Raw genomic sequence first — 17,392 nt, 5'->3', positions numbered from 1 at the left:
TGGGAAAAAAATCTTCTTCCTTCTTCCCTCTTATTGATGACTGATGACGGCAGGAGTCATGGTTAATCGGGAATTCTATCTATTAAATCCCGCACATTACTCGTTGCCGAACTTCTTAATTAAATTGAAGCAGCAAAGTGCGATCGCTCTACTTTTGCCAAAGCTTCCACCAAACTGCGAACTGCAGCAATCATCGCCACTTCGCTATTAAGTTGGCTGACAGCAGAACCGACACCAATACCCGCAGCGCCCGCGCCAATAGCAAGCGGTGCGGTGACGCTGGAGATGCCCGAAGCGCAGAGTACGGGAACTTGTACGGCGCGGGAAATTTCAAAGGCTGCGGCCAAAGTAGGCGCTGCTTTTTCAATTAATCCTAAAGTTCCGGCGTGAATTGGTTGGGCGCTAGTGCCGCCTTCGGTTTGAATAATATTAGCGCCAGCTTTGACTAATTCTGTTGCTAACTGCACTTGTTTGTCGAGTGCCAAAATGTGGGGAACTGTGACAGAAAGCGTGATGTTCGGAAATAGCGATCGAGTTTCGCGAGTCAACTCCAAAACTTCCTCAGCTTCAAAGCGGCGGCCTAGTGCGTAGAAAGCATCAAAGTTGCCAATTTCAATCAAATCAGCGCCAGCTTCTACCGCAGCCACAAACTTTTGCGGTTCCACCGCCGATACACAAATTGGCAAATTTGTCAACTGTTTTGCCATCAATACCAAATCGCGATCGCAAGCAATATCGACAAATGTTGCACCGCCGAGATCCGCTGCTTTGACAACAGCCGCAACGTTGGCTGCATCAAAATTATTTAAACCGCTGATAATTTTCAAGGCGCGGCCTTGATCAAATGCGCGCTGCAATTTAGAATTTACACTCATCGTTAGTTTTCCAACTCAAAAAATTTCTTAGACTCATTTTGACACGGATTAGAACAATTTTTAATTTTTTATTCTGAATTTTTAATTACACCCTTCAAAAAGAATGCAAATGTAGGTCAAGTCCCAACTCATAGGGAAAAAAGCGCGATTCTGGAATAATATTGTGCATATTACAATTCTCTAAGCTCAAGGGCAAAAGTTATGAACGCATTTGATAGCTTAAAGATCGAGGGGTTTCGCCGTTTGTTTTCGGCAGAGGTAGAAATGCGACCCCTGACTGTGATGATTGGTGCTAACGGTGTTGGCAAAAGTTCTTTTTTAGAAATATTCTCACTTTTAGCAGCATCAGCCAACGGTCAGTTACAGTCCAAAATTTCAGAGTTGGGCGGTTTAACTCAGATGGTAACATTAGACCGGGCTGATAGCGTGTCAATCTCCTTATCAATGCCTATAGAGAATCAGGAACCGCTTAACTATTCTCTGAAACTTGCAACCAAAGGTCAATTCTATGAAATTGGTTCAGAAACTCTAATCCAACAGCGCAATCGCCATGCTTCTCAACCTTTTAAGTATATTGAATCTCGCGGTTTAGATGTCAGATATTTCAGTCCAGACGATGAAAAGCTACTACGTCCAAACTGGCAGTACAATCGTTTGGAAAGCTCACTCGCTCAGGTTCCTAAGATGTATCGGGAACCAGAAACATTGAGGCAGCACTTAGCTTCATGTAGCTTTTATAAGGCGGGCGAGTTGAATCTTTCCCCTCAAAGTCCGATCCGTTTACCTCAATCTATGCGGCCTGCAACTTTGCCCGGTGCCAAGGGAGAAGATTTAGTTTCATGCCTCTATTACCTGCGAGAAACAGATCCAAATCGATTTGAAATTATCCAAGATACACTAGCTGCGGCTTTTCCTGATTTTGAAAGGTTGAGTTTTCCGCCAGTAGCAGCCGGAACTTTAGCAATGACTTGGAAGGATAGAAATTTTGATCATCCTTTTTATATGCACCAACTATCCGAAGGGACGCTCAGGTTTCTCTGGTTAATCACCCTACTGCAAAGCCGAGATTTGACTGCTGTAACGCTGATTGATGAGCCGGAAGTTAGTTTACATCCAGAGTTGTTACAACTGTTAGCGAATGCCATGAGAGAAGCTTCTAAAAGAACTCAACTAATTGTAGCAACTCATTCTGATAGACTTATCCGATTTTTAAAGCCTCACGAGGTGCTAGTTTGTGATGCTGAAGATGGTCTTACAACTCTAACTTGGGCTGACTCTATAGACTTAGAACACTGGTTAGAAGATTATAGCTTGGATCAGCTTTGGGCAATGAACATTTTTGGAGGCAGACCGTGAAAATTGCTATTTTGGTTGAAGGAGCAACGGAAATGGCATTTAAGGCTAAGTTGCAAGAATTTCTTAAGTCACGCCTGGGACAGCAGATGCCAAAATTAAAGCTGATATCTTGTGAAGGTCGCATTCACAAAGAAGCAAAGCTCAGGCGCGTTGTGGAAAATTTATTGACTGGTAGAGATGCCTATGATGCTGTAATTGCATTAACAGATGTTTATACGGGTACTAAAGATTTTAAAGATGCAGCGGATGCTAAGGCTAAAATGAAACAATGGGTGGGGGACAATCCTAAATTTTATCCCCATGCAGCTTCCCATGACTTTGAAGCTTGGCTGTTACCTTTTTGGTCAAAAATTCAGCAAATATCAGGAGGTAATAGAGCGGTTCCTAGCGGTTTTCCCGAACTTGTCAATCACAATAATCCACCTTCTTATCGGATTAAAGAAATATTTGAACAGGGGAAATGTCGGAGCTACGATAAAGCGCGGGATGCCAAAAGAATATTAGACGGACAAAATCTCATGGATGCTGCGGTAGTCTGTCCTGAATTAAAGGCTTTTTTGAATACTATTTTATCTCTTTGTGGGGGCGAATTGATTCCTTGATCGGTTCCAAAACGATACAAGCCCGCAAGTCTTGTCCTGGAGCAATCAAAATTTTTAATCAAGCTATGGCGGGGTTTCATATCGTTTCCAGTTACATCGGAATAATAAAATCGAGTCAACAGTCAACAGTCAACAGTCAACAGTCAACAATCATGTATGAGTGTATGAGTGCAACCGGAATTGATATCACATCTGGCTTACTATAGTTATCAAAAAAGTGAGGTATGCCCTATGCCCTATGCCCTATGCCCTATGCCCTATCCCGGATAGTACCTCATACCAGAGCACAGAAAGGCTATATATGTATATACTGTGCTGTGCGGGACGATCGCACTTCTCAACAACGCTTTTAAATTTCCGCAGAGATGCTCCACCATCAAGCGTGAAAGCTTTCACTCTCCGTGAGAGCCTCTTACTCGCTAAAAAGATATATAAAGCCCTTGGGATGTTTCCACTCGTAAAAAATACTTTTTACCACATTGGAACGCTCTCAATCAACGGGCAGAAAAATTCAAAAGTAATTCCAAAGACAGATAACAGATTATGTCTGTCGGTAGATAATAAAATGTAGCAGATAATTTAAGTGCGCTCTGATATCCGACCGCCCGCAGGAACAGAAAGACATCAAAACGACTAGATAGATGGAAACTTGGCAAACCCCACAAACTAATTTAACCGACATTTCGATCGCAAAGCTTCTGTCGCGCCGCACCCCTCGATCGCCCGATTTGCACGCAGAAAATCGGGCGCTGCAAACCCTTGCCCGAAAACTGGCAACCTCCCCCCGCACCATGCTCCAAACACTCGCGGCGATCGCGCGAGAGTTGTGCCGCGCAGATAGTGCCGGAGTCTGCTTGCTAGCAGAAAATGCCACATCAGAACAAACTTTTTATTGGGAAGCTTTAGCGGGCGCGTGGGAAGCCGCAGAACAACCAAACAAACCTCGGACGCTCAATGAAGTCGGAGCCAATCTAGACTTCCAAACTCCCCAGCTTTACCTGCATCCAGAACAATACTTGCAGGACTTGCTGCCGCGCCCGCTGCCGATCGCCGAAGCCTTAGTCCTGCCGCTGCTAGCAGAAAATCAACCGCTGGGAGCAATCTGGATTGTCTCCCACGATGGCGGCCAGTTCGATACCGAAGACTTGCGGATCGGGCTGATGCTAGCAGACTTTGCCGTTGCCGCCCTAAAAGTCGATCGCGCCGATCGCACCAAAGAAGCTTTGTTCGATCGCGAAGAACGCTGGCAGCTTGCGTTGCAGAGCAACAACGACGGCATTTGGGAACACGATTTACAAACAAATTGTCATGTAGCGAGCGATCGCTGTTTACAGATTTTGGAACGCCGGCCCGAAGAAGTCAAGGATCTAGCCCAATACGTGAGCTACATTCATCCCGACGACTTGGAGAGAATTCAAAGCAAGTGGCAGGAACATTTGCACTCCAAAACCTCCCATTACTGCGGAGAATACCGCATCCTCTGTCCCGACGGCCGCTACAAATGGATTTTAGTCAGAGGGCGAGCAGTTTGGGACGAGTCGGGCAATCCCGTGCGCGCCGTGGGTTCCCTGACAGATATCAACGATCGCAAACAAACAGAAACAGCCTTCCAACAAAGCGAAGAACGTTTGAGCGTTGCCATCGAAGGCTCCGGCATGGCAACCTGGGATCAAGATTTAGTAACAAATCGAGTAATTTGGTCGGCCAACCATTTCAGGATTTTCGGCGGAGAACCGACATTGAGCGGCGAAACAACGCTCGGAATGTGGAAAAACTGCGTGCATCCAGACGACTTAAAGCAAGTCATGCAAGCAGTCAAAACAGCTCGAAAAACCCGCGCGCTATACTCGATGGAATACCGCATCATCCGCGCCGACACCAAGGAAATCCGCTGGTTGAGCGTGTCCGGGCGCTATTTTTACGACGCAGCAGGCTCCGCAGTGCGGTTTGTCGGAGTAGTATTGGATGTTACCGATCGCAAAAAAGCCGAACTCGATTTGCAAGAAAGCCACAACCGCTTTCAACTAGCGACAAGGGCGATCGACGGCATGGTGTTTGAGTGGGATCTGTCATCCAACAGCGTTTACCGTTCCGAAGGACTGTACTCCCTCATCGGTGTCCGCCCCGAGGACGCAGCGGCAACACGAGAGTGGTGGAGAGAACGCATCCATCCCCTCGATTTTGCCCGCATCGAGGCCGAGACGGAAGCAATATTGACTCTCGAACGCTACGAAAGCGAGTACCGAGTCCGGCACGAAGACGGCCGCTGGATCGATGTTTGGCAGCGCGGCACCGCGATTCGCAACCAGCAAGGCGAAGTGACCAAAGTAGTCGGCTTCACAACCGACATTACCAAGCGCAAACAAGCAGAAACAGCCCTGCGCGATCGCGAAAACCACCTCCAATTGATACTCGACAGCGCCAAAGACTACTCCATCTTCACCCTCGACACCGGCGGACACTTTACCAGTTGGAACGCAGGCTCAGAGCGATTGCTGGGCTATTCCGAAGCAGAAATCGTCGGGCAGCACGGACGAATCATCTTCACCCCAGAAGACTCAGCAGCCAGAAAGCCGGAATTAGAAATGCACCTAGCGCTAACTGAGGGAAAAGCAGAAAACGAGTGCTGGCACCTCCGCAAAGACGGCAGTCGCTTTTGGGGCAGCGGGCTGGTGATGCCCCTGCGCGACGCAGCAGGCGACGTGCAAGGTTTCCTGAAAATCATGCAGGACAAAACCGAGCGCCGGCAAATAGAAGAAGCACTGCGGCAAAGCGAAAATCGCTACCGCACCCTCGCCGATGCCGTGCCGCAGTTAATGTGGATCAACACCGCCGACGGCAGGTTAGATTTTTGCAACCAGCACTGGCAAAGCTACACGGGCATGATTCCAGAATTGCCTCTGACAGTGCCGGTGCTGGAATTATTTCATCATGAGGATTTGCCCGCAGTTGTCGCCACCCGCACTCAGGCGATTCAAGCAGGGGAATCCTACGAATTTGAATGTCGGGTACGCAGGTTTGACGGCAGCTACCGCTGGCATTTGGCGCGACTTGTCCCCGTCAAAGACAGCCTGGGAAAAGTGCTGCAATGGGTCGGAATCGGCATTGATATTGACGATCGCAAACGAGCCGAAGAAAGCTTAGCAGAAAGCGACCGCCGCTTCCGCTTCCTGGCTGAATCGCTGCCCCACCTGATTTGGAATGTAGACACCGCCGGAAAACTTCGCTTTGCCAATCAAAAATGGTCGGAATATCTGGGAATGTCCTACGAGGAAGCCACTCAAAACAATTGGGAGTCTTTGGTGCCGCCGTCGGATTTGGCAGAAACTTTTGCCGGCTGGCAAGAGTGTCAAATTACCGGAGAATTTTATCAAGTTGAGTTCCGCCTGCGGCGGGCCTCCGACCAAATGGAACGCTGGCATTTGTCCCGCGCCGTGCCAATTCGCGACGGAGGCGGCCGGATTGTCGAGTGGATCGGCACGAATACCGACATTCACGATCGCAAAAAAGCCCAACTCAACGAGCAGTTTCTCTCCGGGCTCGAACTCCGCTTGCCACAAGGCTCCAACGCCGCAGAAATGTTGTGGGAAGCTATGAGCAGTCTGGGAGAATATCTACAGGTCGATCGCTGCATCTGGTACGAAATCGATACTGCAGCGGGAGTGGCAATGGTCGATCGAGACTGGCACCGGCCGGGCTTAGCGAGTATCGCCGGCACCTATCAAATCTCAGACTTTAAGACGGCAGAATTGACAAATCTCTGTATGGCAAATCAACCACTTGTCATCTCAGATATCGCTAATTACCCGGATACAGCCTCTTTGGTCGATAATTACGGTGGTCTTGGCATTCGCGCTTTAGTCGATGTTCCCTGCCTTCAGGAAGGGCGCTGGGTGGCTGTTTTGGCGGTGACATCACAGGCAGTGCGCTGCTGGCAGATTGATGAAGTTTCGCTGGTGCAGGAAATGGTGGCTCGCCTCTGGACGGCGATCCTGCACGCGCGAACCCTGCAGGACTTGCACGAGAGCGAGGATCGGTTCCGCGCCCTAGCTGACAACATCGCTCAGTTGGCTTGGATGACAGATGCCACAGGATGGATTTTCTGGTACAACCAGCGCTGGTTTGACTACACCGGCACTACTAGCGAGGAAATGCAAGGCTGGGGCTGGCAGCAGGTTCACCACCCGGAACACGTCGATCGGGTTGTCGCAAAATTTAGGCGCTGCATTGAAAAAGGCGAAGCCTGGGAAGATACTTTCCCGATTCGCGCCAAAGACGGCTCCTACCGCTGGTTTCTCTCCCGCGCCGTGCCGGTGCGCGACGAGAAAGGCAATTTGCTGCGCTGGTGCGGTACCAACACCGACATTACCGATCGCCTCGAAGCAGAAGCGGAACGAGAACGCCTGCTAGCCCTCGAAAAGGCCGCCAGGGAGGAAGCAGAACAGGCTAACCGCGTCAAAGACGAATTTTTGGCTGTTTTGTCCCACGAATTGCGGACTCCCTTAAACCCGATTATGGGCTGGGCAAAGCTGTTGCAATCGAACGTGCTGACACCGGAAAAGCAGCGCTACGCCCTAGAAACGATCGAGCGCAACGCCAAACTACAAACTCAGCTAATCGAAGATTTGCTCGACGTGTCGCGGATTCTGCAAGGCAAAGTCAGTTTGAATATTGTACCTGTGGATTTAGCTGAGGCGATCGACAGCGCTATGGAAACTGTACGTTTGTCGGCCCAAGTCAAATCGATTCAAATCAACGCTCAATTTGCACCGAATGTCGGCAGGGTTTTGGGTGATGGGGGCAGGCTTCAGCAGGTTGTGTGGAATTTGCTCTCAAATGCTGTCAAGTTCACCCCGGCGGGAGGCAAAATCGACATTGCTCTCGATCGGGTTGACACTGACGCTCAAATTAGTGTAACTGATACGGGCAAAGGTATAGAACCTGATTTTCTGCCCTACGTGTTCGACTATTTCCGGCAAGCTGACAGCACGTACACGCGCAAGTTTGGCGGATTGGGTTTAGGATTGGCGATCGTCCGCCATCTCGTCGAGCTCCACGGCGGCACGGTGATATCCGACAGTGCAGGCGAAGGAAAAGGCGCGACTTTTACAGTCAAAATCCCCCTGATGCCCGTGCAACCTCCGACAATTCCTGCTGCAAGTGCGCCGCCGGAGAAGTCCTTCAATTTGAGCGGTATCCGGGTGTTAGCGGTGGATGATGATGCTGATGCGCGAGATTTGGTGGTTTTTCTGTTGGAGGATTGCGGCGCAAGCGTGACGGCAGTTTCTAACGCTACCGATGCCTTGGCGGCTTTAATTGTGTCTTTGCCGGATCTGCTGTTGAGCGATATTGGAATGCCCGACACTGACGGTTATATGTTGCTGCAGCAGGTTCGGGCTCTACCTGCAGAGCAAGGCGGACTTGTGCCGGCGATCGCCCTCACGGCTTATGCTGGAGAAATTGACTACCGGCAAGCCCTGGCTGCAGGTTTCCAGCGGCATCTTTCTAAGCCTTTAGAGCCTGACAAGTTGCTGCAGACGATGTTGGATTTGCTCGATCGTTCTGGTTAATTTTTTCCAGGTCTTTTTGTGTGTGAAAAGTCTTTGTTTGACGAACCGCGAAGACGCAAAGGGCGCGAAGGAAGAAGGGATGAAGAAAGGCAGAAGTTAATCATCTCAAGTCGGGTTCTACCGACGATGATTTTGAGGGTGCGACGGTTGTTCGATCGCGCATTATCTCAAACAAAAAAACCTCCATTTGCGAGGTTTTTTGATAATTGTTGATGCTAGTCCGACAAGTTATATCGTTTCCCGCTGCATCGTCAGGTGATAAATTAGAGGGCAATTTATGAATGATTTTTATAAGTCACCACCTATCTCGGTGCAATTTTCAGTTGTTCGATTAACAGTCAACAGTCAACAGTCAACAGTCAAAAGTCAACGGTCAACAGTCAACAGTCAACAGTCAACAGTCAACAGTCAGTAGTCAACAGTCAACAGTCAGTAGGGGCGGTGCCCCCGTGCCCGCCCTCTTAACAATCAACAGTCAACAGTCAACATCATGAGGAGTGCAACCGGAATTGATATTAAATATCCTATTCCTACATGATTGTCTGCTGCAAGTCCACGGGAGCATTAACGGTAGTCGGTACGCACGGCTGGATCCCGATCGCCCGTTGTAGTTGTATAGCGGACAGTTTCTTCGCGTTTGCGGGGAATTAAACCGAACAAACCAGTTAAGCCTAGCAAGCCCAACCATCCCCAATCAAAACCGCGATCGGCATCAGCATTGTACACATCGGAGCGAGGAACGGTAGTGGTAGTGGTGGTGCTGTTAGTAGCGGGAGCTGGAGCTGTCTGAGCATCGGTGCTCGGAATAGTAGTAGTTGTGGTGGTTCTGCTGTTAGTACCGGGAGCTGGATCTGTCTGAGCCGAAGCAGGCAGATGAGTTGGCACAATGGCTAAACCAGCAGCTATAATACCTGCACCAATTGCCTTGGATAAATTAGAACGCTTCATAATTCAAATGCTCTCTGCTTAGAAAAATCTTTAACTGTCACCAATATATCGATCGGCTATTGCAGCTACATCCACCTCTAGCAGTAAACATTCCTAAATTCCAGCTATCACTATAGATTTATATCCAATTTTTAGCAGGCACACGAAATTAAACATAGCTCGCGCAGGCACTCCGACACTAGAAATCCCCGGCCTCGCACCTCCCTCGCCGGTTTCGGCACTCCGGGACTTCCGACAACTTAATCATGTGTTGTTGACAAAAAAAGGTACACTCAGATCTTGCACAGACAACAGTTGAAACTCGATCGACGGAGATCAAAACTTTTGGGAATAGAGCTACGCAGCTACGTATTTCTAGACAACTTGCAGCCGCAGCACGCAGCATACATCGGCACAATCGCCGCTGGATTCTTGCCGCTTCCTGGGGATGCGTCGCTGTGGATAGAAATCTCACCCGGTATCGAAATTAACCGAATTACCGATGTCGCCCTCAAATCCGCCTCCGTGCGCCCCGGAGTGCAGATAGTCGAGCGCTTGTACGGCCTGCTGGAAGTACACTCTGGCCAGCAGGGAGAAACGCGGGCCGCAGGGAAAGCAATTCTAGAATTCATCGGAGTCCGCAGAGAAGAATCTATTAAACCGCGAGTAATTTCTAGCCAAATTATTCGCAACATTGACGCGCACCAAACACAATTAATCAACCGCACCCGCCGCGGACAGTTGCTGCTGGCGGGACAAACGCTTTATGTCTTAGAAGTAGAACCGGCAGCCTATGCAGCGCTGGCGGCCAATGAAGCAGAAAAAGGCGCATCGATTAATATTTTAGAGGTTCAGGCTGTCGGCAGTTTCGGGCGACTTTACCTCGGTGGCTCAGAACAAGATATTTTAGCAGGTTCCCAGGCAGCAATTGCAGCGGTGGAAAGCATATCTGGTCGGGAAAATCCAGCAATTACCGGTCGCAAGGAATAGCCATTAAAGGAGATGCAATTATGGCAAACCCACAGCATTTAGCGCTCCTGAAAAAAGGTGCAGTTAGTTGGATTGAATGGAGAAATCTCAACCCAAATATAGAACCCGATCTCAGCGAGGCTAACTTCGCCCAAGCCAATCTCAGAGGCGCGCAACTCGGGCGGTCAAACCTTTTTAAAATAGATTTATTTAATGCTAAATTAATTGCCGCAAACTTTGCCGAATCTAACCTCAGTTTAGCAAATCTTGCGGGAGCGCAACTGCTCGAAACTAATTTGATTAAAGCCAATTTAACTGGAGCAAATCTCCGAAATGCTGACTTCATGGGAGCCGATTTGAGCGGTGCCAATCTCATTGGGGCGGATCTCAGCGCTGCTAATCTCCAACAAACTGATTTGGGAGATGCGAATTTAATCGGTGCGGTGATGTTTCGAGTTAATGCGATCGGCGCAAACCTCAATAATGCTAATCTCAGTCAAGCTAATCTCAATCAAGCCGAATTGATTGAAGCACATTTTTACGCAGCTAATTTATCTAAAGCTAACCTCGGGGAAGCTCACTTTACGGCAGCTTATTTTTTTAGGGCCAATCTCAGTTTTGCTTTGTTGAGCGGTGCCGATTTGCGGTGGGCTAACCTCGGCAAAGCTGATTTGAGGGGAGCGAATTTGACCGGGGCCAATCTCAGAGGGGCGAACTTGGCGGGAGCTAATCTGGACAAAGCTTATTTGAAAAAAACAATTATGCCTGACGGCAGCATTGTTTCATCATAGGTTCGCAGCGAGGACTCTTCGTCCTGACTGCGAACCAATGGTCTCACCGGCAATTAATTTCCTCGAACTGGTGATACTTGATAAAGTCCTCTAACGGGGCCTGGGGCTGTCTGTGAATCTTGCTGCTGCTCTCTCGGTAAAAATTGGTCTTGGAGTCCGGCGGGAGTGGCGAAACAGCCGCTCGGTTGAGGTGATAGCTGGCAAGCGGGAGGCAGCGCCATGACTGAGGAATCGAAGGGATTGACGGCATCCGGGACGCGCAAAATCGGATCGCTGGAAACTTGCCGCTGCATTACTCGTCGGTAAAAGCCGTTGATGCGGCTGGCATCGCGCTCGATTTCTTTTTCGGGAAAGGCAACTACGCCGCTGGGGGCACCGATGCCTAAATAGTCGCCCATGTAGCCTTGCAAGCTGACGTTGTGGTAAAAGTCTCCTGAAGCTTCAAAGAATTGTCGGTTGAAGTCGTCGCTAATCGGGTGAAATCGGGCTGGTTCTGCTTGAGCTCCTTTGACGGATGCGAGTGTGGCAGAGGCGACAGCGAGAATTAAGGCGCGGCTCAGAGTTTTTAATTTTTGACTCATATATTTCTTCGGCTTTTAGATTAATTACGGTTCCAATATAAACTGATTATCGGCGGATTATTTGTGTTTTGTACACGGTGTAAGTTATGGATGCTGGGGATTTAAAGGTGCTGCGCGATCGACTTTTGGATTTGTTGTGCGAGTTTGCCTATCGCGAGGGCGATTTTGTGCTGTCTTCGGGGCAGCAAAGTTCTTATTATATCAACTGCAAACCGGTGACTTTGCACGCCCAAGGTGCTTTGGCTACGGGGCGCTTACTCCTCTCCATGCTGCCGGCTCAGGTGCAGGCTGTGGGCGGTTTGACCTTGGGTGCTGACCCGATTGTAACTGCGGTAAGTGTGGTTTCGGCTCTGGAAGGTCGATCGATTCCGGCGCTAATTGTCCGCAAAGAGACGAAGGGACACGGGACAATGGCCTATATTGAGGGGCCGCTGTTGCCCGCTGGGACTAATGTTGCGGTTTTGGAGGATGTGGTGACGACGGGCAAGTCGGCTATGCAGGCGGTGGAACGGTTGCGGGGTGCGGGTTATCAAGTCGATCGCGTGTTGTCGCTGATCGATCGAGAGCAAGGTGGATCTCAATTATATCGCGAGCAGGGATTGGATTTTCAGGCCGTTTTTACGATCGCCGATCTCAAGGAATGGATTAGTAGCAAGAAATAAGCTAGCGCATCTAATTTTGCCCCCAAAATTTCTCGTTACCAGGTAGAACCTGGTAACGAATATCCAGAGGATGTGGATCCTATGAAAGAGGTCTAAATCCTGTTAAAAATGCTGCAAGATATCCATCTAAATCAGCAATTTTTATGCTATGAAAACCATCCATTTTATTGACTTATTCTCAGGAATAGGCGGCATGAGATTAGGGTTTGAAGAAGCCGCTGATTCCTTGAATCTAAAAACAGAATGCCTCTTAAGCAGCGAAATTAATCCCGACGCTCAATTAGTTTACCGCAAAAACTTTGCCGACACACCTTTAGGCGATATCCGACTAATTGACCAACTACCAAAACACGATATTTTACTAGCAGGATTCCCCTGTCAATCTTTCTCCGCTGCTGGCAAAAAAGCAGGTTTTGGCGATACCAGAGGAACCTTATTTTTTGAAATAATGAGGCTGATTGATACCGCTAAACCTCAAGCATTTATTTTCGAGAACGTGCGAGGACTTGTCAGCCACGACGGCGGCAGAACCCTCGAAACAATTAAACACGAAATTACCACTAGAGGTTACAGCTTCGATTGCTTTTTGCTCAACAGTTCTAACTTTAGCTTACCTCAGAACCGCGTCCGAGTTTACCTAGTCGGAATTTTAAATGCTTCGCCCCAATTTGACTTAGTTTCCGACTTAGGGCCAAAAGATTCCCATTCCTGTAACCACCAACAGCTATCGTTATTTTCCCCGTTAAGTAAACTTGTCACAGTGGCAGATATTTTGGAAGACAATCCAGACCCAAAATATGATTGTTCGCCAGATTTTGTCAAGGCATTAAAACAAATTGTTAACAATGATTTAAATCGCTTGCACGGAATGCGGTTAATTGACTATCGCGGCGGCAATTCGATTCATTCTTGGGAACTTGGTTTGCGAGGAAAATGCAGTTTAGATGAAATTGAGTTGATGAATCTTTTTATATTAAAAAGGCGAAATAAAAAATTTGGCTGTCACCAAGATGGTAAACTTTTAAGTAAAGAGCAAATCGCTACTTTTTTTCCTCATCCCAATCTTGATGAAATTCTGGATTGGCTGGTTGCTAAGAAGTACCTACAGCGGAAAAATGATTTGTACAAGCCTGTGTCGGGTAATTTTTCTTTTGAAGTGTATAAATTTCTCGATCCGCAAAAGATTTCTGTAACGCTTGTTGCCAGCGATGCTAATAAATTAGGTGTTTATCACAATCACAGAGTCCGCCGAATTACTCCCCGCGAGGCGGCGCGGTTACAAGGTTTTTCCGATGGTTTTGTGCTGCATCCCAAGGATGATAAGGCTTACTATCAATTAGGTAATAGTGTGAGTATTAATGTGGTCAAGGCTGTGGCGAAAGAGGTTATGCAAAATGTTTTGTCTTCTATAAAACACAAAGTTAGTGTTTTTTGAATCACCAAGGATGGGCGAATTATGTTGTGTGGGCACTACGATTTTTTTGTTATGCCGATCGCACGCACGCACATGATTTGATCTTGTTTCCGATATCATTCACACTCCTCTCCCCGAAGCCTAGGGGTAAAGAGAGGCAGAGCCTCTGGATCTGCATTACCAGGCAGAGCCTGGTAACGAGCAAACTCCTCTCCCGAAGCCTAGGGGTAAAGAGAGGCAGAGCCTCTGGATCTGCATTACCAGGCAGAGCCTGGTAACGAGCAATTCTCCCCGAAGCCTAGGGGTAAAGAGAGGCAGAGCCTCTGGATCTGCATTACCAGGCAGAGCCTGGTAACGAGCAATTCCTCCGCACCTGCATTACCAGGTAGAGCCTGGTAACGAGAAAAATCTCAAATCTCAAATCGACTGGCGCGATCGACAATTCGTCATCGCCCAGCCAAACTTGCTACCACCGCCACTAATTCCGCAGGATCGAGAGGCTTGGACAGGTGAAGTTGAAAACCCTGCCGCAGCGCCCGCACCCGTTCCTCTACCCTACCTGCTACCGTGAACGCCACCGCTGGAATTTCCTTGTTCCCCGATCGCGATCGCACTTGCTGCAGCAGAGCCTCTCCATCTTCCCCCTGCATTCCGAGTTCGATCGCCAAAACATCGGGATTCATGCAATAAATCACCTCCAAGGCTTCCATTACCGAGGTCGCGGTCTCCACCAAGGCTCCGCAATCTTCGAGCACTGTACGGGCAAAATCCAAGGAATCCCGGTCGCGATCGATCGCCAAAACTCGCACTCCCGAAAGGTTACTGCTCACAAAAGACTCCATCGGGTGCGATCGCGCCGGGGTTTCTCCAACCGCCAACTCCCCAAGCCCTACCACAGAAACTCCGCCCTCGCTATGAGACTGTTTAATTGGCAATCTCACCAAAAACCTCGCTCCTTGTCCCGCACCGGCCGATTCGGCTTCCACTGTTCCCCCGTGCATTTCTACAAAATGGCGCACCAAAGCCAAACCCAAACCCAATCCGTTGTAAGGTCGCGCTGTAGAGCTGTCAGCTTGGCTGAACCGATCGAAAACATGGGGCAAAAACTCCCTCGCAATCCCTTCTCCCGTGTCGCTGACCTCAATTTCGACGCTAGGATGCGACACATTTTTACTCGCAGTTAATTGCGCTTGTCCATCAGTGCTCTCCACTTTGTGCAGCGCCACCGTTACCTGTCCGCCGTCAGGAGTAAACTTAATCGCATTTGACAGCAAATTCCACGCCACCTGCTGCAAGCGGCCGGAATCGCCAAAAATCCGCCCCGCTGTTTCGTCGAAATCCGTTACGAATTGAATATTTTTTGCCCTCCAAGCGGGGGCGAGAGCTTCGATCGCAGCCTCAACAGTCGAAATCAAATCCATCCACCGCAAATTCAAGAACAGTTTGCCGGTAATAATCTCCGACACGTCCAACAAATCCTCGATCAGAGTTGAGAGCGATCGCGTATTGCGGTCGATCGTTGAGAGAGCTCTAACCGTCGTTTTTTCGTCAAACTTGCGGTTTTGCAACAGTTGCGTCCATCCCAGCATCGCATTCAGCGGTGTCCGCAATTCGTGGGACAAAGTTCCCAGAAACTCGTCTTTCATCCGGTTGGCTCGCGCCAATTCCTCGGCTCGATCGTGCAGTGCTTTTTCTAACTCCTTGCGATCCGTCAAATCGAGAACAAAAGCCACAAATTGTTGTCGCTTTTCCCCCAACAAAATATATCCTAAAAACACAGAAATCCTGCTACCATCGAGCCGAATGTATTCTTTTTCGTAGGGAGTGCAAACGCCATTTGTTTTTGCCTCTGCAATGCTGCGATCGTCCAGCGGTAGGTGTTCCGGCGGTGTAAGGTCTTTACAGCGGAGTTCCCCGCGCTCCAACTGTTCCCGCCGGTAGCCCACTATCCGCAAAAATTCGTCGTTAGCGTCGCTGATGCCATCGTCAAGATCGCCGAAGACAATTCCTATCAAGTTAGATTCTGCCAACATTTTCAGCTTTTCTTCGCTAGCTTTGAGTGCAGATTCTGCTTGCTTGCGATCGCTCACGTCTTCGATGTAAGCCGACAAACCAGAATCGGAAGGATAACAACGCATTTTCAACCACTTATTCAATAAAGGCACGAATTCTTCATACTCTACTGTTACCTGGTCTGCTAATGCTTTTGCTGCCATTTTGTAAAATGGTAATTTTACAGCATTGGGAAATAAATCCAGAATATTTTTACCGAGGAGTTCGGCTTGTGATTTGCCTAAAAGTTCGAGAGCTTTGTGGTTGAGATAAGTGTAGTTCCAATTTAAATCGAAGGCGACAAAAGCATCGGTAATGCTTTCGAGAATGTTAGTAATTCGAGCGTTGGCCGAGAGCAGGACATGAGCTGTTTCTTCTGCTTCTTTGCGAGCTGCTTGTTCGTTTTTCAAAGCGGCAGTGCGTTCTTGTTCTGCTAATTTGCGATCGCTAATATCGATGCAAGAACCGATGTAACCTGCAAAAGTGCGATCGAGTCTGTACCTGGGTACGCCCGTACCCAAAACCCAGCGGTATTCCCCGTCATAGCGCCTCATGCGACATTCGAGCCGGTACTCGCGGCGGGCCTCGAAGGCTCTGTTGCAAATATCCCGACATTTTGGCAAGTCATCGGGGTGCAAGCTTTCCATCCAACCGCTGCCCATTTCTTCCGCCAAAGTTTTACCGGTAAAATCCAACCAAACTTTGTTAAAATAATCGCCAAGGTTGTCAGAGTCCAACATCCAAATCATCACCGGCGCAGTATCTGCCATCATCCGAAATCTCGCTTCGCTTTCGATCCGCTGCGCTTGAGCTGCTTTGCGATCGAGCCGCTCTTTCACTTCCCGCATCGCGCGATCGATCGACGGCACCAAGCGCGTCAAACTGCGTTTAAGAACGTAATCTGTAGCGCCACTTTTCAAAGTTTCAATCGCGACTTCCTCGCCCAAAGTAGCAGACACAAAAATAAACGGCACTTCGGGACAAGTAGCGTTCGCCATTGAGAGCGCCGCTAATCCGTTAAAACCAGGCAGCATATAATCTGCCAAAATAATATCAAAACATTGTTCGTCCAGTGCCGCAGCAAAGTCTTCCTGGGTGTCTACGCACCGCAGAGAAAACTTGAGACCGCCTTCAACTAGATAAGCCTCAATCAGTTCGGCATCTAGGGCACTGTCTTCTATTAAGAGGATATTTAGCATTTTCACAACAATTCCTTAATATCTTTTACTTAAAGTTTGAATCAAAATTCTTTGAATACTTCCATTATTCACTCAATTTCGATGGTCGCTCTAAAAAAAAGATAAAAAATTGCTCTGCTTTCTAGTTGAACCTCTGCCCCTGTTGGTTAGTTGATCCCGATTTCTCCACAATAGTCCTGGACGCACTCTTTTTTGCTCGTTACCAGGAAGAGCCTGGTAATGCAGGTGCGGAGCCTCTGCCTCCTTTGTCTGGTAATGCAGGTGCGGAGGAAGAGCCTCCTTTTACCTCGGCACTTATAGGATAGGACTGCAGGAGATGTTTAAGTTATTAAATTTTCATTTCTAAGTATAGTCTTGGGACGCACTATTTGCCCAGAAACCGAGTTTGATGGAC

At 48.6% G+C, this 17,392-nt stretch carries 11 protein-coding genes; 7 read left to right on the top strand and 4 right to left on the bottom strand.

Annotated elements, in window-relative coordinates:
- Positions 1-119 precede the first annotated feature (119 nt).
- Positions 120-875, bottom strand: coding sequence for a DUF561 domain-containing protein (locus tag QUB13_RS04800; protein ID WP_333379437.1), 756 nt, complete (start codon positions 873-875; stop codon positions 120-122).
- A gap of 201 nt (positions 876-1,076) precedes the next feature.
- On the opposite strand from QUB13_RS04800, the gene QUB13_RS04795 reads away from it, so the two are divergent.
- From QUB13_RS04795 to QUB13_RS04785, 3 genes are all read left to right on the top strand, one after another.
- Positions 1,077-2,231 carry an AAA family ATPase gene (locus tag QUB13_RS04795; RefSeq protein ID WP_333379434.1) on the top strand — a complete coding sequence of 385 codons (1,155 nt, stop codon included), beginning with the start codon at positions 1,077-1,079 and terminating at the stop codon, positions 2,229-2,231.
- A complete protein-coding gene (locus tag QUB13_RS04790) occupies positions 2,228-2,833 on the top strand; it encodes a DUF4276 family protein (protein ID WP_333379432.1) in 606 nt (201 codons plus the stop codon). Before QUB13_RS04795 ends, QUB13_RS04790 begins: the two co-directional genes overlap by 4 nt.
- Positions 2,834-3,474: 641 nt before the next feature.
- Complete coding sequence (locus QUB13_RS04785) at positions 3,475-8,403, top strand: PAS domain S-box protein (protein WP_333379429.1); 4,929 nt, start codon at positions 3,475-3,477, stop codon at positions 8,401-8,403.
- 564 nt (positions 8,404-8,967) lie between these two features.
- Here QUB13_RS04785 and QUB13_RS04780 read toward each other — a convergent pair.
- Entirely contained in the window at positions 8,968-9,351 is a 384-nt protein-coding gene (locus QUB13_RS04780) for a WGxxGxxG family protein (protein ID WP_333379427.1), read from the bottom strand.
- A 324-nt stretch (positions 9,352-9,675) separates the two neighbouring features.
- Between QUB13_RS04780 and QUB13_RS04775 the strand changes: the two genes are divergently transcribed.
- Together QUB13_RS04775 and QUB13_RS04770 are read left to right on the top strand one after the other, a co-directional pair.
- A complete protein-coding gene (locus QUB13_RS04775) occupies positions 9,676-10,320 on the top strand; it encodes a hypothetical protein (protein ID WP_194010953.1) in 645 nt (214 codons plus the stop codon).
- Positions 10,321-10,340: 20 nt separating this feature from the next.
- A complete protein-coding gene (locus tag QUB13_RS04770) occupies positions 10,341-11,090 on the top strand; it encodes a pentapeptide repeat-containing protein (protein WP_333379424.1) in 750 nt (249 codons plus the stop codon).
- 53 nt (positions 11,091-11,143) lie between these two features.
- Here the strand turns inward: QUB13_RS04770 and QUB13_RS04765 are convergent, their stop codons facing one another.
- Positions 11,144-11,671, bottom strand: coding sequence for a hypothetical protein (locus QUB13_RS04765; RefSeq protein WP_333379421.1), 528 nt, complete (start codon positions 11,669-11,671; stop codon positions 11,144-11,146).
- Positions 11,672-11,757: 86 nt separating this feature from the next.
- Here QUB13_RS04765 and pyrE point away from each other — a divergent pair, with 86 nt between their 5' ends.
- Together pyrE and dcm are read left to right on the top strand one after the other, a co-directional pair.
- Complete coding sequence (gene pyrE, locus QUB13_RS04760; protein WP_333379419.1) at positions 11,758-12,333, top strand: orotate phosphoribosyltransferase; 576 nt, start codon at positions 11,758-11,760, stop codon at positions 12,331-12,333.
- Between the two features lie 148 nt (positions 12,334-12,481).
- Positions 12,482-13,768, top strand: coding sequence for a DNA (cytosine-5-)-methyltransferase (gene dcm, locus QUB13_RS04755; protein ID WP_333379417.1), 1,287 nt, complete (start codon positions 12,482-12,484; stop codon positions 13,766-13,768).
- Between the two features lie 425 nt (positions 13,769-14,193).
- On the opposite strand, the gene QUB13_RS04750 is transcribed toward dcm, so the two are convergent.
- A complete protein-coding gene (locus QUB13_RS04750; protein WP_333379415.1) occupies positions 14,194-16,998 on the bottom strand; it encodes a PAS domain S-box protein in 2,805 nt (934 codons plus the stop codon).
- Positions 16,999-17,392 lie beyond the last annotated feature (394 nt).

This window comes from Microcoleus sp. B4-D4 (assembly GCF_036705185.1).
Lineage (GTDB): Bacteria > Cyanobacteriota > Cyanobacteriia > Cyanobacteriales > Microcoleaceae > Microcoleus.
This window is presented reverse-complemented; position numbering and strand designations above follow the sequence as displayed.